At 31.7% G+C, this 15,597-nt stretch carries 12 protein-coding genes; 7 read left to right on the forward strand and 5 right to left on the reverse strand.

All coding sequences use genetic code 11. The annotated features are described in order from the left end of the window. Positions 1-84 precede the first annotated feature (84 nt). Both aroB and FHK87_RS02060 read left to right on the forward strand, forming a co-directional pair. Positions 85-1,158: a 3-dehydroquinate synthase gene (gene aroB, locus FHK87_RS02055; protein WP_140589179.1), complete on the forward strand. Its 1,074-nt coding sequence runs from the start codon at positions 85-87 to the stop codon at positions 1,156-1,158. A gap of 53 nt (positions 1,159-1,211) precedes the next feature. After that, a complete protein-coding gene (locus tag FHK87_RS02060; protein ID WP_140589181.1) occupies positions 1,212-1,925 on the forward strand; it encodes a hypothetical protein in 714 nt (237 codons plus the stop codon). Positions 1,926-1,938: 13 nt separating this feature from the next. Here the strand turns inward: FHK87_RS02060 and FHK87_RS02065 are convergent, their stop codons facing one another. Continuing rightward, the gene (locus tag FHK87_RS02065) at positions 1,939-2,469 is read right to left on the reverse strand and encodes a hypothetical protein (RefSeq protein ID WP_140589183.1); all 531 of its coding nucleotides are present in this window, start codon (positions 2,467-2,469) and stop codon (positions 1,939-1,941) included. 152 nt (positions 2,470-2,621) lie between these two features. Between FHK87_RS02065 and uvrA the strand changes: the two genes are divergently transcribed. From uvrA to FHK87_RS02085, 4 genes are all read left to right on the forward strand, one after another. Continuing rightward, positions 2,622-5,462 (forward strand): excinuclease ABC subunit UvrA, encoded by a 2,841-nt coding sequence (uvrA, locus tag FHK87_RS02070; protein ID WP_140589185.1) that lies wholly within the window; start codon positions 2,622-2,624, stop codon positions 5,460-5,462. 14 nt (positions 5,463-5,476) lie between these two features. Then, complete coding sequence (locus FHK87_RS02075; RefSeq protein WP_140589187.1) at positions 5,477-6,166, forward strand: LOG family protein; 690 nt, start codon at positions 5,477-5,479, stop codon at positions 6,164-6,166. A 150-nt stretch (positions 6,167-6,316) separates the two neighbouring features. After that, on the forward strand, positions 6,317-9,142 hold the full coding sequence (locus FHK87_RS02080; protein ID WP_226294001.1) for a metalloprotease: 2,826 nt from the start codon (positions 6,317-6,319) through the stop codon (positions 9,140-9,142). A gap of 191 nt (positions 9,143-9,333) precedes the next feature. After that, positions 9,334-11,748, forward strand: coding sequence for an alpha-ketoacid dehydrogenase subunit alpha/beta (locus FHK87_RS02085; protein ID WP_140589191.1), 2,415 nt, complete (start codon positions 9,334-9,336; stop codon positions 11,746-11,748). Between the two features lie 33 nt (positions 11,749-11,781). Here FHK87_RS02085 and FHK87_RS02090 read toward each other — a convergent pair whose 3' ends face one another. The 3 genes from FHK87_RS02090 to FHK87_RS02100 all read right to left on the reverse strand — a co-directional run bounded on the left by FHK87_RS02090 (position 11,782) and on the right by FHK87_RS02100 (position 14,088). Next, positions 11,782-12,390 carry a hypothetical protein gene (locus FHK87_RS02090; RefSeq protein WP_140589193.1) on the reverse strand — a complete coding sequence of 203 codons (609 nt, stop codon included), beginning with the start codon at positions 12,388-12,390 and terminating at the stop codon, positions 11,782-11,784. Positions 12,391-12,440: 50 nt separating this feature from the next. Continuing rightward, positions 12,441-13,031 (reverse strand): hypothetical protein, encoded by a 591-nt coding sequence (locus tag FHK87_RS02095; RefSeq protein WP_140589195.1) that lies wholly within the window; start codon positions 13,029-13,031, stop codon positions 12,441-12,443. 214 nt (positions 13,032-13,245) lie between these two features. Further along, positions 13,246-14,088, reverse strand: coding sequence for a 1,4-dihydroxy-2-naphthoyl-CoA synthase (locus tag FHK87_RS02100; RefSeq protein ID WP_226294003.1), 843 nt, complete (start codon positions 14,086-14,088; stop codon positions 13,246-13,248). A gap of 160 nt (positions 14,089-14,248) precedes the next feature. Between FHK87_RS02100 and FHK87_RS02105 the strand changes: the two genes are divergently transcribed. Further along, complete coding sequence (locus FHK87_RS02105) at positions 14,249-14,689, forward strand: hypothetical protein (RefSeq protein WP_140589197.1); 441 nt, start codon at positions 14,249-14,251, stop codon at positions 14,687-14,689. Here the strand turns inward: FHK87_RS02105 and FHK87_RS02110 are convergent. Beyond that, positions 14,686-15,525 carry a CvfB family protein gene (locus tag FHK87_RS02110; RefSeq protein WP_140589199.1) on the reverse strand — a complete coding sequence of 280 codons (840 nt, stop codon included), beginning with the start codon at positions 15,523-15,525 and terminating at the stop codon, positions 14,686-14,688. The two genes, FHK87_RS02105 and FHK87_RS02110, sit on opposite strands and share 4 nt — an antisense overlap. Between the last annotated feature and the right edge of the window lie 72 nt (positions 15,526-15,597).

Raw genomic sequence — 15,597 nt, forward strand, 5'->3', positions numbered from 1 at the left:
ATCATATCTGCAAATATAGAACTTGTGAGTTTATTTTATTGCAAATTCTACTTAATTTCGCGGTCTATTATATAATCATAAGTAATGAAACCTATAATTTCTAAAGATTCTACCGTATACTTTGGTAATGAGTGTTATAATGCTCTTAATACTTATCTTTCATCAGCAAATCATTCTAAAATCTGCATTTTGGTAGATAATAATACGCATGAGTATTGTTTGTCATTATTCATGAGTAAAATTGAAGGCGAATATGATATAGAAGTTATAGAGATTGAAGCAGGAGAAATACATAAAAATATTGAAACCTGTAGTGGTGTCTGGAATGCTCTTGCAGAATTAGGCATGGATCGTAAAAGCCTTTTAATAAATTTAGGAGGTGGCGTGATTACTGATCTTGGAGGATTTATTGCCTGTACTTATAAAAGAGGAATTAATTATATTAATATCCCTACTTCATTATTAGCTATGGTAGACGCTTCTGTTGGAGGCAAGACAGGAGTTGATTTAGGCAATCTGAAAAATATGGTTGGTGTCATTAGTGAATCTGAAATGGTTTTGATCGATACTGAGTATTTACACACTTTACCAATTAATCAAATGTGTAGCGGATTTGCAGAAATTTTGAAACATGGGCTTATTCAAGATAGGCAATACTGGAATACTATTAGCGATCTCTCACAGCTACAACTTGAAGATCTTGATATAATGATCTATGATTCTGTTGTGATTAAAAATAATATCGTCAAAAAAGATCCTACTGAGCAAAATATCAGAAAATATTTGAATTTTGGGCATACACTAGGTCATGCAATAGAATCTTTTTATTTGACTCATCCCGAAAAACCAACTTTACTACATGGTGAAGCAATTGCTATCGGAATGATCATGGAATCATTTTTATCTACAGAAGTATCTTCTTTGACAAAAGATGAACTAGAGGAAATTACAACTATTATTTTGGCTACTTTTTCTAAAATTGACATAGATCCAGAAGATTACAAAGCAATAATCGAACTTCTTGTATATGATAAAAAGAATGAAAATGGTAATGTCTATTTTGTTTTGCTAAATACCATCGGAGAAGCAAAATACAACTGTACTGTCCCAGAAGAGTTGGTTTTTAAAGCTTTTGATTACTACGCTTCAATACAATAACTAAGAAATGTAACGTATATTTTTACTTATACATTCGCTAAACAGGACTTATTTTGAAAAAGAAACTGCTCAAAATTCTTAAAATTACCATACTAAGTGTAGTAATTGTTGTTACCCTGGTAATATCATTGACATATTTTATTTTGAATGAAGAACTCCCGACAGGAGAAAGAGGAAAAGTAGCAGATGATTTTGCTCTAAAAGTTTTGGAGGCTGTTCAACATGATGCTTATGTAAAGACAGAACATTTTCAATGGACGTTTAGAAATCAGCATCATTATACTTGGGATCGTAATCAAAATATCGTATTGGTACAATGGGAGGATTATGAAATACTATTACATCTTAATAATCATTCAAAAAGCTATGTAAAAAAGCCTTCGAATATAGCAGAAAAAGAAAAACAAAAGCTACTTAATAAAGCATTAGATTTTTTTAATAATGATTCTTTTTGGGTTGTTGCACCACATAAGCTTTTTGACAAAGGAACTACAAGACAGTTAATACCTTTAGATAATGATCAAAAAGGATTACTTGTCACATATGCCTCTGGAGGATCTACACCCGGAGATTCTTATTTATGGAAAGTAGATAAAAATTATCTTCCTACAAGCTATAAAATGTGGGTGTCTATTATTCCTATTGGTGGTCTTGAAGCCACATGGGAAGATTGGATGACCACAGAAAGCGGCGCATATTTGTCGCAAGCACACAAATTATTAGGATTAGAAATTCCTATTTCTAATATGAGAGCGTGGAACAACTAATCCTCGTTTTAATTTATGATTTACCTTTGCTACTCCCTACAAATTGATGTGACTTATTTTTGAATAAGACATTAAATGTTGTTAAACTACCATAAATTCGAGTAATATATTGTTGTAAATCCACTTTTTCCTGATCATCAAGAGAAGAACTACTATTAATTTTCTGTTCCATTACACGAATTCTATCTCGAACCATTACAATTTTGTGAAAAAATGTCTCAATAGGAATTTCTTTAGACGCTAGATTGGTATCATTTGGTTCTAAAATGAGTTTTCCTCCCTTCCATTTATCAGCTATCGTTACAATTTCAGAAATATCACTATAGTTTTTTATAATTTGTTTTAATGTTTTTTCTACTTCATAAAAACTTATAGTATCAACTTCATCTTCTACTCCTTCTATCACCTCAAAATCCTCATTTACATCTATCGTTTCTAATCCATTTTCAATAAAAGTTACCCAATACATCTTAGAAGTAACATTAGTAACTACTCCTAAACCGTATTTTTCGTGTTTAATTCGTGATCCTATACCTAATATCATATTTTTATAATTTTAAGGCTAAAATACTAAAGTGGCTTCAAAAAACTTGAATCAACATTAGGTAATAGTAAAGCTTTTAACAAAAACCTAAAGTAAAGCTATTTTAGAAAAAGAATTCAAATACCTACATTTGCAATCTTGGTTTAGAATTTATGGTTGTATCAGAAGAAAATATTAAAGTTTTAGGGGCTAGAGTTCATAACTTAAAAAATATAGATGTAACAATTCCTCGCGAAAAACTAGTCGTTATTACCGGTTTATCAGGTTCAGGCAAATCATCTTTGGCATTTGATACCATTTATGCAGAAGGTCAAAGAAGGTATATCGAAACATTTTCGGCTTATGCAAGACAATTTTTGGGAGGTTTAGAACGTCCGGACGTTGATAAAATTGATGGACTGTCTCCAGTTATAGCAATAGAGCAGAAAACAACCAGTAAAAGCCCGAGAAGTACCGTAGGAACAATTACGGAGATTTACGATTTTTTAAGGTTACTATTTGCAAGAGCCAGCGATGCTTATAGTTACAATACCGGAGAAAAAATGGTAAGTTATAGTGATGAGCAAATAAAAGATCTTATCATACAAGATTTTTCCGGAAAAAAAATTAATATCCTTGCTCCAATTATAAGATCTCGAAAAGGGCATTATCGAGAATTATTTGAACAAATTGCAAAACAAGGATTTGTAAAAGTACGTACTGATGGCGAAATAAGAGATATAACCAAGGGGATGAAACTTGATCGATACAAAACCCATGATATCGAAATCGTTATTGATCGATTACAAGTAGCAGAAGATCAAGAGAATTCTAAACGACTCATGGAAACCATTAATACAGCAATGTATCATGGTGATGATGTATTAATGGTTATAGAACAAGGAGCTAAAGAAGCTAGATTTTTTAGCCGTAGTTTAATGTGTCCTTCTAGTGGAATCTCTTATCCCAATCCAGAGCCCAATAATTTTTCATTCAATTCTCCTAAAGGAGCATGTCCTAAGTGTAATGGAATTGGTAGTCTATATGAAGTAAATATCAAAAAAATTATACCTGACGATAGTAAATCTATCAAAAACGGAGGACTCGTTCCGCAAGGGCCGCAAAAAAACAATTGGATTTTCAAACAATTAGAACTGATTGCACAACGATTCAATTTCAAATTAAGTGATCCTATACATTCTATACCAGAAGAAGCCATGGAGATCATTCTATATGGAGGGAAAGAAAAGTTTACGGTAAATAGTAAAACTTTAGGAGTAAAACGCGACTATAAAATTGATTTTGAAGGAGTTGCTACTTTTATAGAAAACACCTACAAGAATAGTGATTCTACCTCTTTAAAAAGATGGGCTAAAGACTTTATGGACAATATAGAATGTCCGGAATGTAATGGATCAAGATTACGCAAAGAATCTCTTTATTTTAAGGTAAATGGAAAAAATATTGCAGAATTAGCTGCAATGGATATTATAGAACTTTCTGATTGGTTTAGAGAGTTACCAAATGCTCTTACAGAAAAACAAAAAAAGATATCAGGAGAGATTTTAAAAGAAATTAATGCTCGTTTACAGTTCTTGGTTGATGTTGGGCTTACATACCTTTCTCTTAACCGAAGTAGTAAATCTTTATCCGGTGGAGAAGCGCAACGCATTCGCCTAGCAACACAAATAGGATCTCAATTAGTTGGAGTATTATACATTCTTGATGAACCTAGCATAGGTTTACACCAGAGAGATAATGAAAAACTAATCAATTCTTTGGTTCAACTTAGAGATATTGGTAATTCTGTTATTGTAGTAGAACATGACAAAGATATGATCGAGCGAGCTGATCATGTAATTGATATTGGCCCTTTTGCAGGTAAGCATGGAGGAGAAATCATAAGCGAAGGCACTCCAAAACAACTTGAGGCACACAATACTTTAACCGCAGACTATCTGAACGGAAAAAAGCAAATTGAAGTTCCTAAAAAAAGACGAAAAGGAAATGGTAAAACTATTTCTTTGAAAGGAGCCTCAGGAAACAATCTCAAAAATGTATCTATAGATATTCCTTTAGGAAAAATGATTGCAGTTACAGGAGTTTCAGGAAGTGGAAAATCTACACTTATCAATGAGACCTTATACCCTATTCTGAATGCACATTACTTTAATGGTGTAAAGAAACCTATGCCTTATAAGAGCATAAAAGGTTTAGAGCATGCAGACAAAGTAATTGACATCAATCAATCTCCTATCGGAAGAACTCCAAGATCAAACCCTGCTACATATACAGGTGTATTCTCTGAGATTAGAAGTCTCTTTGCAAAGACGCCAGAAGCGATGATTCGTGGTTATAAACCCGGTCGTTTTAGTTTTAATGTTCAAGGCGGTAGATGCGAAACATGTAAGGGAGGTGGATTACGAGTAATCGAAATGAATTTTTTACCCGACGTATATGTAGAATGCGAAACCTGTCAAGGTAAACGATTTAACAGAGAAACACTAGAAATCAGATACAAAGGAAAATCAATTTCTGACGTTTTGGAAATGACAATTAATGAAGCTTGCCTATTTTTTGAACATATCCCCAAAATTTTCAGAAAACTAAAGACAATACAAAATGTAGGATTAGGTTATATAACTCTTGGGCAACAATCTACTACTCTATCTGGTGGAGAAGCACAAAGAATTAAATTAGCTACAGAATTATCAAAAAGAGATACAGGTAATACCTTTTACATTTTAGATGAACCTACGACAGGGCTTCATTTTGAAGACATTCGCGTACTCATGGAAGTGCTGAATGAACTTGTTGACAAGGGAAATACAGTACTCATCATAGAACACAATTTAGATGTGATTAAAATGGCTGATCATATCATTGATATCGGTTACGAAGGTGGAAAAAATGGAGGAAAAGTAGTAGCAAAAGGTACTCCTGAACAAATTATTAAAGATAAAAAAAGTTATACTGCACGATTCTTAAAGAAAGAATTAGGCGTTTTACAATAAAAAGAAAATATTTTATGAGAAAAGAACAACATCATAAAGGTTGGAATGAAATCAAAACTAATGATTCATGGGCAATTTTTAAAATCATGGGAGAATTCGTTAACGGATTTGAAAAAATGAGTAAAATAGGTCCTTGTGTATCAATATTTGGATCTGCCAGAACAAAAACAGATAATAAATATTATGAATTAGCAGTTCAAGTAGCAAAAGAAATTGTAGATCATGGTTATGGTGTGATTACAGGAGGTGGTCCCGGAATAATGGAAGCAGGAAATAAAGGTGCTCATCTGGGAGGTGGAACTTCTGTAGGACTTAATATCGATTTACCATTTGAGCAACATAATAATCCATATATAGACAGTGATAAGAGTCTTGATTTTGATTACTTTTTTGTTCGTAAAGTAATGTTTGTTAAATATTCACAAGGATTTGTAGTCATGCCAGGAGGATTTGGTACCCTAGATGAGCTTTTTGAAGCAATGACATTAATTCAAACAAAAAAAATAGATAAATTTCCTATTATATTAGTAAGTACTGAGTTTTGGGGAGGACTTATTGACTGGGTTAAAAATACACTTTTAGAAAAATTTGGAAATATTAGTCCAGAAGATTTAAATCTTATACACATGGTAGATACTCCCGAAGAAGTACTACAAATATTAGATAAATTCTATGCTGAATATAATTTAAGTCCTAATTTTTAACCAATAAGTGGTATAGAGTCTATTTTATAATAATAGACTCTAAAGCTAAAAAAACACAAATTATCTTTTATTTAGGAACGTTTTTTGATAACATTTCAATTATTTTACGGTCTCTATATAAATAGCACAAATTAAACTCTAGAACTGAACTTGAAAAAATTACACCTTTTTTTAATTATTTCTTTTGCATGTATATATGTATCTGCACAGCATGATATAAGTATTAGTGCTGAAATAGATGTAGAAAAAAAAGTCTTAACTATTGATCAAGAAATTCAGTTTTTTAATACCTCTCAAGATACACTTAATAAAGTAGTATTTCATGATTGGGCGAACGCTTTTTCTAATAAAACAACACCTCTTGGAGAGCGTTTTTCTGAAGATTTTTTAAAGCGTTTTTATTTTGCTAAGGATTATGAGAGAGGCAGTACTATAATTCAAAAGATTACGGACACCCCTTTACAAAAACCGCTTTCTTGGGGCAGACAGGATGGTAATCCTGATATTTTGTGGGTAGAAACTGCTACCCCACTCTATCCTGGAGATAGCTACACATTTTCTTTTCAATATAAAGTAAAAATACCGAGTAGTAAATTTACCAGATTTGGTTATCATGACAATGGTAATTTTAGCCTAAAATATTGGCACTTAGTTCCTGCTATATACGACAAAGAGTGGAAAACATACAGCCATAAAAACCTAGATGATTTATATGCTCCTGCATCTAATTACAACATCAATTTTACAATTCCTGAAAACTATTATATAGTTAGTGAACTCTCACAAGATGTAAAAGTATCAAGCAAAGGAGACAACTATAAATCTGTAGTACTAGATGGACTTAAGAGAAACGAAGTAAAACTTTTTATAGAAAAAAATCCTACTTTTTATAGTTTTTCTACAGACAAAGTAGATTTTATCAGCAATATTTATGACAATCATCTAATGCCCGAGATGAAATCTGTCGCTATTAAAAGAATTCTTAACTTTTTAGAAGATCGTTTAGGCCCCTATCCTTTTGATAAAATTCTGGTATCTCAAAATGAGTATAAAAGTAATCCTGTTTATGGGTTAAATCAACTTCCGGATATCGTGAGACCTTTTCCAGACGGTTTTCAATACGAAATCAAACAATTAAAAACTATTACAGAAAATTATCTCGAAAATACGCTATTGATCAACCCTCGCTATGATGCCTGGATCAAAGATGCTATTCATATCTATCTAATGATGGAATATACAGAGCAATTTTATCCAGATATGAAAATTATTGGTAAGCTAAGTAAGGTTATAGGAATTAGATGGTTTCATGCGGCAGATCTTAAATTTAATGATCAATATTTTTTAGGATACAAAAATATGATGAGGCTATTTCTGGATCAACCTCTATTATCGCAGCAAGACAAATTAGTAAAATTCAATCAAAATATTGCAAATGCTTATAAAGCAGGTGTTGGTTTTAAATACTTGGAAGATTACTTAGAAGACGATGAAATTATTCATCAGAGTATTAGAAATTTTTACCAAAACAGTTTACTAAAACCAACAAATTCTTTAGAATACAAAAAAGCTTTGTCTGATTTATCCCCTAAAAAGGTAGATTGGTTTTTTGAAGATTTTATAAAAACTAATACAAAATTAGATTTTAAGATCAAATCTGTAAAAAGAAAACAAGATTCTCTGGAAGTAACTATTAAAAATTTAGGGAGTCACGCTATGCCAGTCTCTTTATATGGTTTCAACAAAAAGAATCTAATATCAAAAACTTGGATCAGTGATATTGATGAGACTAAAAAAGTTAAAATTGCTAATGACAACTTAACCAAATTAGTCTTAGATCATGATCAAAAAATCCCCGAGGTCAATAGGCGTAATAATTATAGAAATCTAAAATGGATTTTCAATAAGCCTTTTCAATTCAGGTTTTTAGATGACATTGAAGATCCTAGATATCATCAAGTATTTTTTATCCCAGAGTTTGAGTTTAATGTTTACGATGGTTTTACAATTGCGTCAAAATTCTACAATAGAACATTCATAAGAAGAAATTTTGAATACAATGTTTCCCCTGCATATGGTTTCAAATCAAAAAAATTACTAGGGTCAGCCTCTTTCTTTAATAGACATCAAATTGCAGAACATGGTTTATATGAAATACGTTATGGAGTAAATGGTAGTATGTTTAGTTATGCACCTGATTTATTATTCAGACGATTTTCTTCCTCTGTAAATTTTAGATTTAGACCCAAGGACCTAAGATCGAATCAAAAACAAAGACTAATCATACGTAATGTAAATGTTTTTAGAGATAGAGATGAAGAAAACCCTGTAGAAACTCCTGATTATAATGTTTTTAATGTAAAATATCGTTACTCTGACTTTAACTTATTGAACTTTTTAGGATATACCATAGATTATCAAATCTCAAAAAACTTTAGTAAATTTTCTGCAACCGTCAATTACAGAAAGTTATTCCTTAATAATAGACAATTAAATCTTAGACTATTTGCAGGTACTTTTTTGTTTAACGATACAGAAAAAGATGGTGATTTCTTCAGTTTTGCTTTAGATAGACCCACAGACTATCTTTTTGATTACAATTATTTAGGACGTAGTGAAGATACAGGTTTTGTAAGTCAGCAAATCATTCTTGCCGAAGGTGGTTTCAAATCAAGACTAGACTATCCTTTTGCTAATCAATGGATTACTACTTTTAATGCAAATACCAATATCTGGAATTGGATTTATGCATATGGAGATGTTGGGTTTGTAAAAAATAGGAATGTTTCACCAAAATTCGTCTATGATGCAGGCGTTCGATTAAGTTTGGTAGCAGACTTTTTTGAGCTTTTCTTTCCTGTGGTTTCTAATAATGGTTTTGAAGTCACACAAGCTGATTACGAAGAAAAAATAAGGTTTATAATTACATTAAGTCCCGAGACACTAATAGGACTGTTCACCCGAGAATGGTATTAAAATAATAGTCCTTTTTAGGAGTGTGAAAATTTTGAATATTTGTTAATCAATACTTAAAAAAACACTCTAAAACGATAATTCCTTAATAAAAATTAGCTTTTACTGAATAGTTTTCAATAAAATTAAGATTCTCTCTCTTGCATTTGGTTTTAATTTTAACTAAATTTGCAATCATTTAAAAATCCGTTCACATGCAGTCTGAAACCCTTAGTACATCTAATATTTCATTTGAAGAATATAGAAATCAAATACTTAATGACTACAAAACAGCTCTAATAAGTAGAGAATGTAGTTTATTAGGCCGACGAGAAGTATTAACGGGAAAATCGAAATTCGGAATTTTTGGTGGAGGTAAAGAATTACCTCAATTAGCGATGGCCAGAGTATTCAAAAACGGAGACTTCAGATCTGGTTATTATAGAGATCAAACATTTATGATGGCTATTGGCAAATTAACTGTTGAGCAGTTTTTTGCTGGATTATACGCGCATACAGATATAAATAGAGAGCCTTTTGCAGCAGGAAGACAGATGGGAGGACATTTTGCAACTCACAGTCTTAATGAAGATGGGAGCTGGAAAAAATTAACAGAACAAAAAAATTCTAGTTCTGATATTTCACCTACTGCCGGACAAATGCCCAGACTGCTAGGATTAGCACAAGCATCAAAAGTATATCGTGAAGAAAAAGGTGTATCTCATTTTTCTGATTTTTCTATTAACGGAAACGAAATCGCTTGGGGTACTATTGGTAACGCTAGTACAAGTGAAGGATTGTTTTGGGAAACGGTAAATGCTGGTGGTGTACTACAAGTACCAATGGTTATTAGTATTTGGGACGATGAGTATGGTATTTCTGTTCATGCAAAGCACCAAACCACAAAAGAAGACATTTCTCTTATCTTAGAAGGTTTTAGAAGAGATGAAAAACATGAGGGTTACGAAATTTTAAAAGTAAATGGTTGGTCATATCCTGAGTTAATGGAAGCCTACCAAAAGGCTGAAAAATTAGCTAGAGATAAACATATACCTGTTATTATTCATGTTAAAGAATTAACGCAACCACAAGGTCATTCTACTTCTGGATCGCATGAGCGATACAAAAGTGAAGAGCGTTTGAACTGGGAGCGTGAGCATGATTGTAATAAAAAATTCAAAGAGTGGATTATAGAGCGTAACATCGCTACAGCAGAAGAATTGTTAGATCTTGAAAAACAAGCTAAAAAAGAAGTCAGAAAAGGAAAACAACAAGCATGGAGTGCTTATCTATCTGAAATTAAGTCAGAATGTGAGGAAGCTTTAACACTATTGACTGCTGTAGAGCAAAAAAGTCAAAACAAAAACTTCATCTCTCCTCTTTTACACACACTAAATAGTAAAGAAGATCCTATTAGAAAAGATATTCTTGAGGCTACAAGAAAAGCGCTACGCTATGTTGCAAAAGAAAGTTTTGAAGAAAAAGTAGCTTTACAAAATTGGGTAAATGCATATATCGCAAAGATACAACCAAAATACAGCGCTCATCTTCATAACGAAAATGAAAACAATGCAATTAATGTTAAAGAAGTAAAGCCTATCTACGAACATGATTCTTCAACAGTAGACGGCAGAATCATTATCAGAGACAATTTTGAAAAATTGTTTAGTAAATTCCCTGAAACCTTAATTTTTGGAGAAGATAGTGGTAAGATTGGTGATGTTAACCAAGGATTAGAAGGTTTACAAGAAAAATTTGGAGAAACTAGAGTCTCAGATACAGGGATTAGAGAAGCTACTATCATTGGTCAAGGAATTGGTATGGCAATGAGAGGACTAAGACCAATAGCAGAGATACAATATCTAGATTATATTTTATATTGTGTACAAGGACTCAGCGATGATTTAGCAACATTACGATACAGAACGTTTGCAAAACAAAAAGCTCCTTTGATCATAAGAACAAGAGGTCACAGATTAGAAGGAATATGGCATTCTGGTTCTCAAATGGGTGGTTTGATTCACCTTCTAAGAGGGATTCATATTTTGGTTCCTAGAGATATGACAAAAGCAGCCGGTTTCTATAATACTTTAATGGATAGTGATGAACCTGCATTAGTGGTAGAGTGTCTAAATGGTTATCGTTTAAAAGAGCAGATGCCTTCTAATTTATCAGAAATCAGAACTCCGATAGGTGTTGTAGAAACTGTAAAAGAAGGATCAGATATTACTTTGGTATCTTATGGCTCTACTCTTAGATTAGTAGAACAAGCAGCAAAAGAATTATTATCAGTAGGAATAAATGCAGAAGTTATAGATGTACAATCGTTACTTCCTTTTGATCTCAATCATGATATTTCTAAAAGCGTTGCCAAAACAAATAGATTACTCATCATTGATGAAGATGTTCCAGGAGGTGCTACAGGATATATTTTACATAAATTAATGGATGAGCAAAATGTATATCAATTTTTAGATAGCAAACCTCAAACATTAAGTGCACAACCACATAGACCAGCATTCGGTACAGACGGGGATTACTTTAGTAAACCATCTGTAGAAGATATTTTTGAGAAAGTTTATGATATAATAAGTGAAACAGATCCTAATTCTTATCCTGAAATAAGATAAGGTGAATTGTTGGTTGAATCGAATTTTGCTTATTTATTGAAAATCTTCAATTTTTAGTCGTTTCCCTTCTTTATAGGAAATCACAAAAATTCTTTCGTCAAAACCAGATTCCATAAGGGTTTTTCTGAATTCTTGTGCTTCATGAAGGGTTTCAAAAATACCTAAACTCATTCTATATAATGTAGAATCATTATAAAACAAAGAGTTTGTGTATTTTTTCGAAATTGAAGGTACTTTATTGGTGTTAAATGCCTTTACTTGAACAGAATAAACGGTGTCTTTATTTATAAGGCTTCGATAAAGGTATAAATCTTTTATTTGTTGTAAGTCATACTTTTCTTGCTTAAGAGATGTAAGTTCTTCCCTTGTTTGCAGGAGTTCTTTTTGAGCAACACTAAGTGTCTCATCAAAAGTCTTATTTGCTTTTGATCGTTTGCTGAAATAGAACGAATTTGCAACAAGAAAAACCGTCAAAAGAAAAAAAGCTAAAGTTAAAGAGCCTAAGAATCTATTAGATTTCTTACTTTTTTTAAGCTTATCTGTTTTTTCTTTTAATGAATCTTCAAGTTTTTTTTGCTGTACTTCAGCTTTCTCTATTTGATAATGTAAATAAAGAAGATCTTCATCTTTAATAACTTTCATGGGGTTAATTTTTTAGTTATTTAAAAGATATTATTTAATCTACGTTATGCTTAAGGGAGTTTTTGTTCAATTATTTCATAAACAATGCTATTATTCATTTTCAAAATAAATATAGGCCTATCTAAAATAATCTGATTTAGGGCTTTTATTGAAAAATCTTTCGAAATTTGATTAATCTTATTTGCCTTTACCCTCGCTCTATCATCTAATTCTAATATTCTTAATTTAGGATTTTTATTTTTAATATAGTAATTATTATATAAAAAATATAATGTATCACCACTTTTGTTTATATCGAATTCTGCATCACCGTATTCTTTGGCTTTTTGAACAGCTTTTTTTCCTTTAAAAAATTCTATAAAGTCTGCTTCTATAAAAACAACACCATTTCTTTTATGAACTTTATTAATATAGCAATATTGTTTTTCGAATTTTAAATTGGATTTATCTTTTATAGCTGAAAGACCAATATTGGTATCTTTAAGTTGATGATCTTCTTTTACAGCATCTACCGTTGTAATATTTGATTTTATTTTATTTAGTTCCTGTTTTAAAGAATCGTTTGTTATCATTAACTTTTTTACCATAGATTGATTTTCTGTAATAATATTTTCAGGTATCTTTCTATGAGTATTATTCATAACATATATCCCTCCTATTGTTAAAATCGAAATCAATATGATGATAAAAACAAAATAAACATTTCTTATGTTTTTACTCTTTTTTAAATCATTAGTGATGGATACAAAACGATCCTCTAACCGCTGTTGATTTACATCGGTTTTTTCTATCTGATATTTTATCGATATGAGTTCTTCTTTTTTTCTATCCATCACTAATCACATAAATACACTTTTATGGAATCCATTTAATGTCCTTGAAATTTGGTTTTCTTTTTTCCAAAAATGCGTTTCTTCCCTCTTTTGCTTCATCTGTCATATATGCTAATCGAGTAGCTTCACCCGCAAAAACTTGCTGCCCTACCATACCATCATCGGTAAGATTCATCGCAAACTTCAACATTTTTATTGAAGTAGGAGATTTTTCGAGTATTTCCTGAGCCCATTGATACGCAGTATCTTCTAATTCGTTATGAGGGATTACGGCATTTACCATTCCCATTTCATAGGCATCCTGAGCAGAATAATTTCTTCCTAAAAAGAAAATTTCTCTTGCCTTTTTCTGCCCTACCATTTTTGCTAAATATGCAGAACCATATCCTCCATCAAAACTTGTAACATCTGCATCTGTTTGTTTGAATATTGCATGTTCTTTGCTTGCCAATGTAAGATCACAAACAACATGAAGGCTATGCCCTCCTCCTACTGCCCAACCTGGTACAACAGCAATAACCACTTTTGGCATAAACCGAATTAATCGTTGAACTTCGAGTATATTTAATCGATGCATTCCATCTGTTCCAACATAACCTTGATGTCCTCTTGCATTTTGATCACCACCGCTACAAAAACTGTATACCCCATCTTTTGTAGATGGTCCTTCGGCAGATAACAATATTACTCCTATAGAGGTGTCTTCTTGTGCATCATAAAATGCATCATAAAGTTCACTAGTGGTTTGTGGACGAAAAGCGTTGCGTACATTTGGCCTGTTAAAAGCTATACGAGCAACACCATTTGATTTTTTATATGTTATATCTTGATACTCTTTGGCAGTTTTCCAATCTATTGAATTCATTTTTGATATTTTTATTCCCTCAAAAATAATACAATATAGGATACTTTATGATATCTTTTATCAGGTAAATCCCCCTAAATTGATGTTATTATGAATTGATGTAAGAATTTTAGCATAGTTTTTGATAAAAATTTTTATATTAACCCTTAAATTTATGAAGATGAAAGGTTTTTGTATATTCTTATTTCTAGGTTTTGGCATTTGTTATTCTTATGCTCAAGAAAATAAAATTGCTCCCATTGCTATCGAATGGGAAGTGCTTTCTTCTCCTCTACGAATGACACCTCAAGAAATATCAACAACAAATACTGTATATCATTTACAAGAAGTTGACTTAAGTATCGATTTAAGAAAAAAAGCATTACGAAATGAAGAGTTTATGTTTGTAAAAGCTTCACCAGTACAATCAAACTCTGATAAATATAATTTTACAGTATCAAAGCCTAAAAAATCAAGTGGTTTTTCTATTTCTGGGCGAAGTAATCTCTCTTCACTTCAAAATAATACTAATTCTGGAGAGATTAAAAATACGGCTTACAAAGATGCAAGTTTATATAGTGGTGCTTTTTGCCCTATAACAGGTCTTCCTTTGAACTATTAACCTTTTTCTACAAGACGTATTCCATCATTTTCTAAAATAATTTTTCTGGCTTTGTATAAAGATCCGATGGCTTTTTTAAAACTTTTTTTACTTAATTGAAATACCTCTTTAATCGTTTCAGGGTCTGACTTATCATTGATATCAATAAATCCTCCACTAGCTTTCAATTCTTTCAGTACAAGTTGGGCATTAGGTTCGATGCTCCTATATCCATGACGTTGTAAAGTCAGATCTATTTTACCGTCAGGACGTACTTTTTTAACAAATCCTTTGAATTGATCGCCTGCATTTATTTTTTGAAATATTTCATCACTATATACTAATCCCAAATATTTTTGATTGACAATCATATTCCATCCTTGAGGAGAGGGGTGCGAAGCTATCAAATCAACTTCATCATAAGAAGATAATAAAACTAAAGAATTATCCAGGAAAGCGTTGGTTTTGCTCGAAGCAACAAGACGATTTGTTTTCTCATCCAGATACACATATACCAAATACCAATTTCCTTTTTTCATCTTAAAGGCTTGTTCTTTAAAAGGAACAAAAAGATCTTTTTCTAGTCCCCAATCCAGAAAAGCGCCTATTTCTGAGGTATTTGTGCATTTGAGATATGCAAAGGAGTTAACAGTTGTGTATGGTTCTAATGTTGTAGATACAATACGCTCAGAGCTATCTAGATAAACAAACACTTTAAGCTCATCACCTATTTCAAAATCTTCAGGAACATATTTGTTTGGAAGCAGCACTTCATTTCCTTCACTATCTCCAAGATATAATCCTGGTTCTCTATCTCTTAATATCTCTAAAGTATTATACTTCCCTAAAGCTAGCATATCTATCTAAATTTTTGCGCAAAGATACTTTTAAATATTCTATATCTATACATTAGATAAAAAAGAGATCAA

Source organism: Aquimarina algicola, assembly GCF_006443095.1.
Classification (GTDB): domain Bacteria; phylum Bacteroidota; class Bacteroidia; order Flavobacteriales; family Flavobacteriaceae; genus Aquimarina; species Aquimarina algicola.

Bases quoted from the DNA above. Each gene is read 5' to 3' on its own strand.
- aroB (WP_140589179.1), top strand. From the start codon at position 85: ATGAAACCTATAATTTCTAAAGATTCTACCGTATACTTTGGTAATGAG.
- FHK87_RS02065 (WP_140589183.1), bottom strand. From the start codon at position 2,469: ATGATATTAGGTATAGGATCACGAATTAAACACGAAAAATACGGTTTA.
- uvrA (WP_140589185.1), top strand. From the start codon at position 2,622: ATGGTTGTATCAGAAGAAAATATTAAAGTTTTAGGGGCTAGAGTTCAT.
- FHK87_RS02075 (WP_140589187.1), top strand. From the start codon at position 5,477: ATGAGAAAAGAACAACATCATAAAGGTTGGAATGAAATCAAAACTAAT.
- FHK87_RS02085 (WP_140589191.1), top strand. From the start codon at position 9,334: ATGCAGTCTGAAACCCTTAGTACATCTAATATTTCATTTGAAGAATAT.
- FHK87_RS02090 (WP_140589193.1), bottom strand. From the start codon at position 12,390: ATGAAAGTTATTAAAGATGAAGATCTTCTTTATTTACATTATCAAATA.
- FHK87_RS02095 (WP_140589195.1), bottom strand. From the start codon at position 13,031: ATGAATAATACTCATAGAAAGATACCTGAAAATATTATTACAGAAAAT.
- FHK87_RS02100 (WP_226294003.1), bottom strand. From the start codon at position 14,088: ATGAATTCAATAGATTGGAAAACTGCCAAAGAGTATCAAGATATAACA.
- FHK87_RS02105 (WP_140589197.1), top strand. From the start codon at position 14,249: ATGAAAGGTTTTTGTATATTCTTATTTCTAGGTTTTGGCATTTGTTAT.
- FHK87_RS02110 (WP_140589199.1), bottom strand. From the start codon at position 15,525: ATGCTAGCTTTAGGGAAGTATAATACTTTAGAGATATTAAGAGATAGA.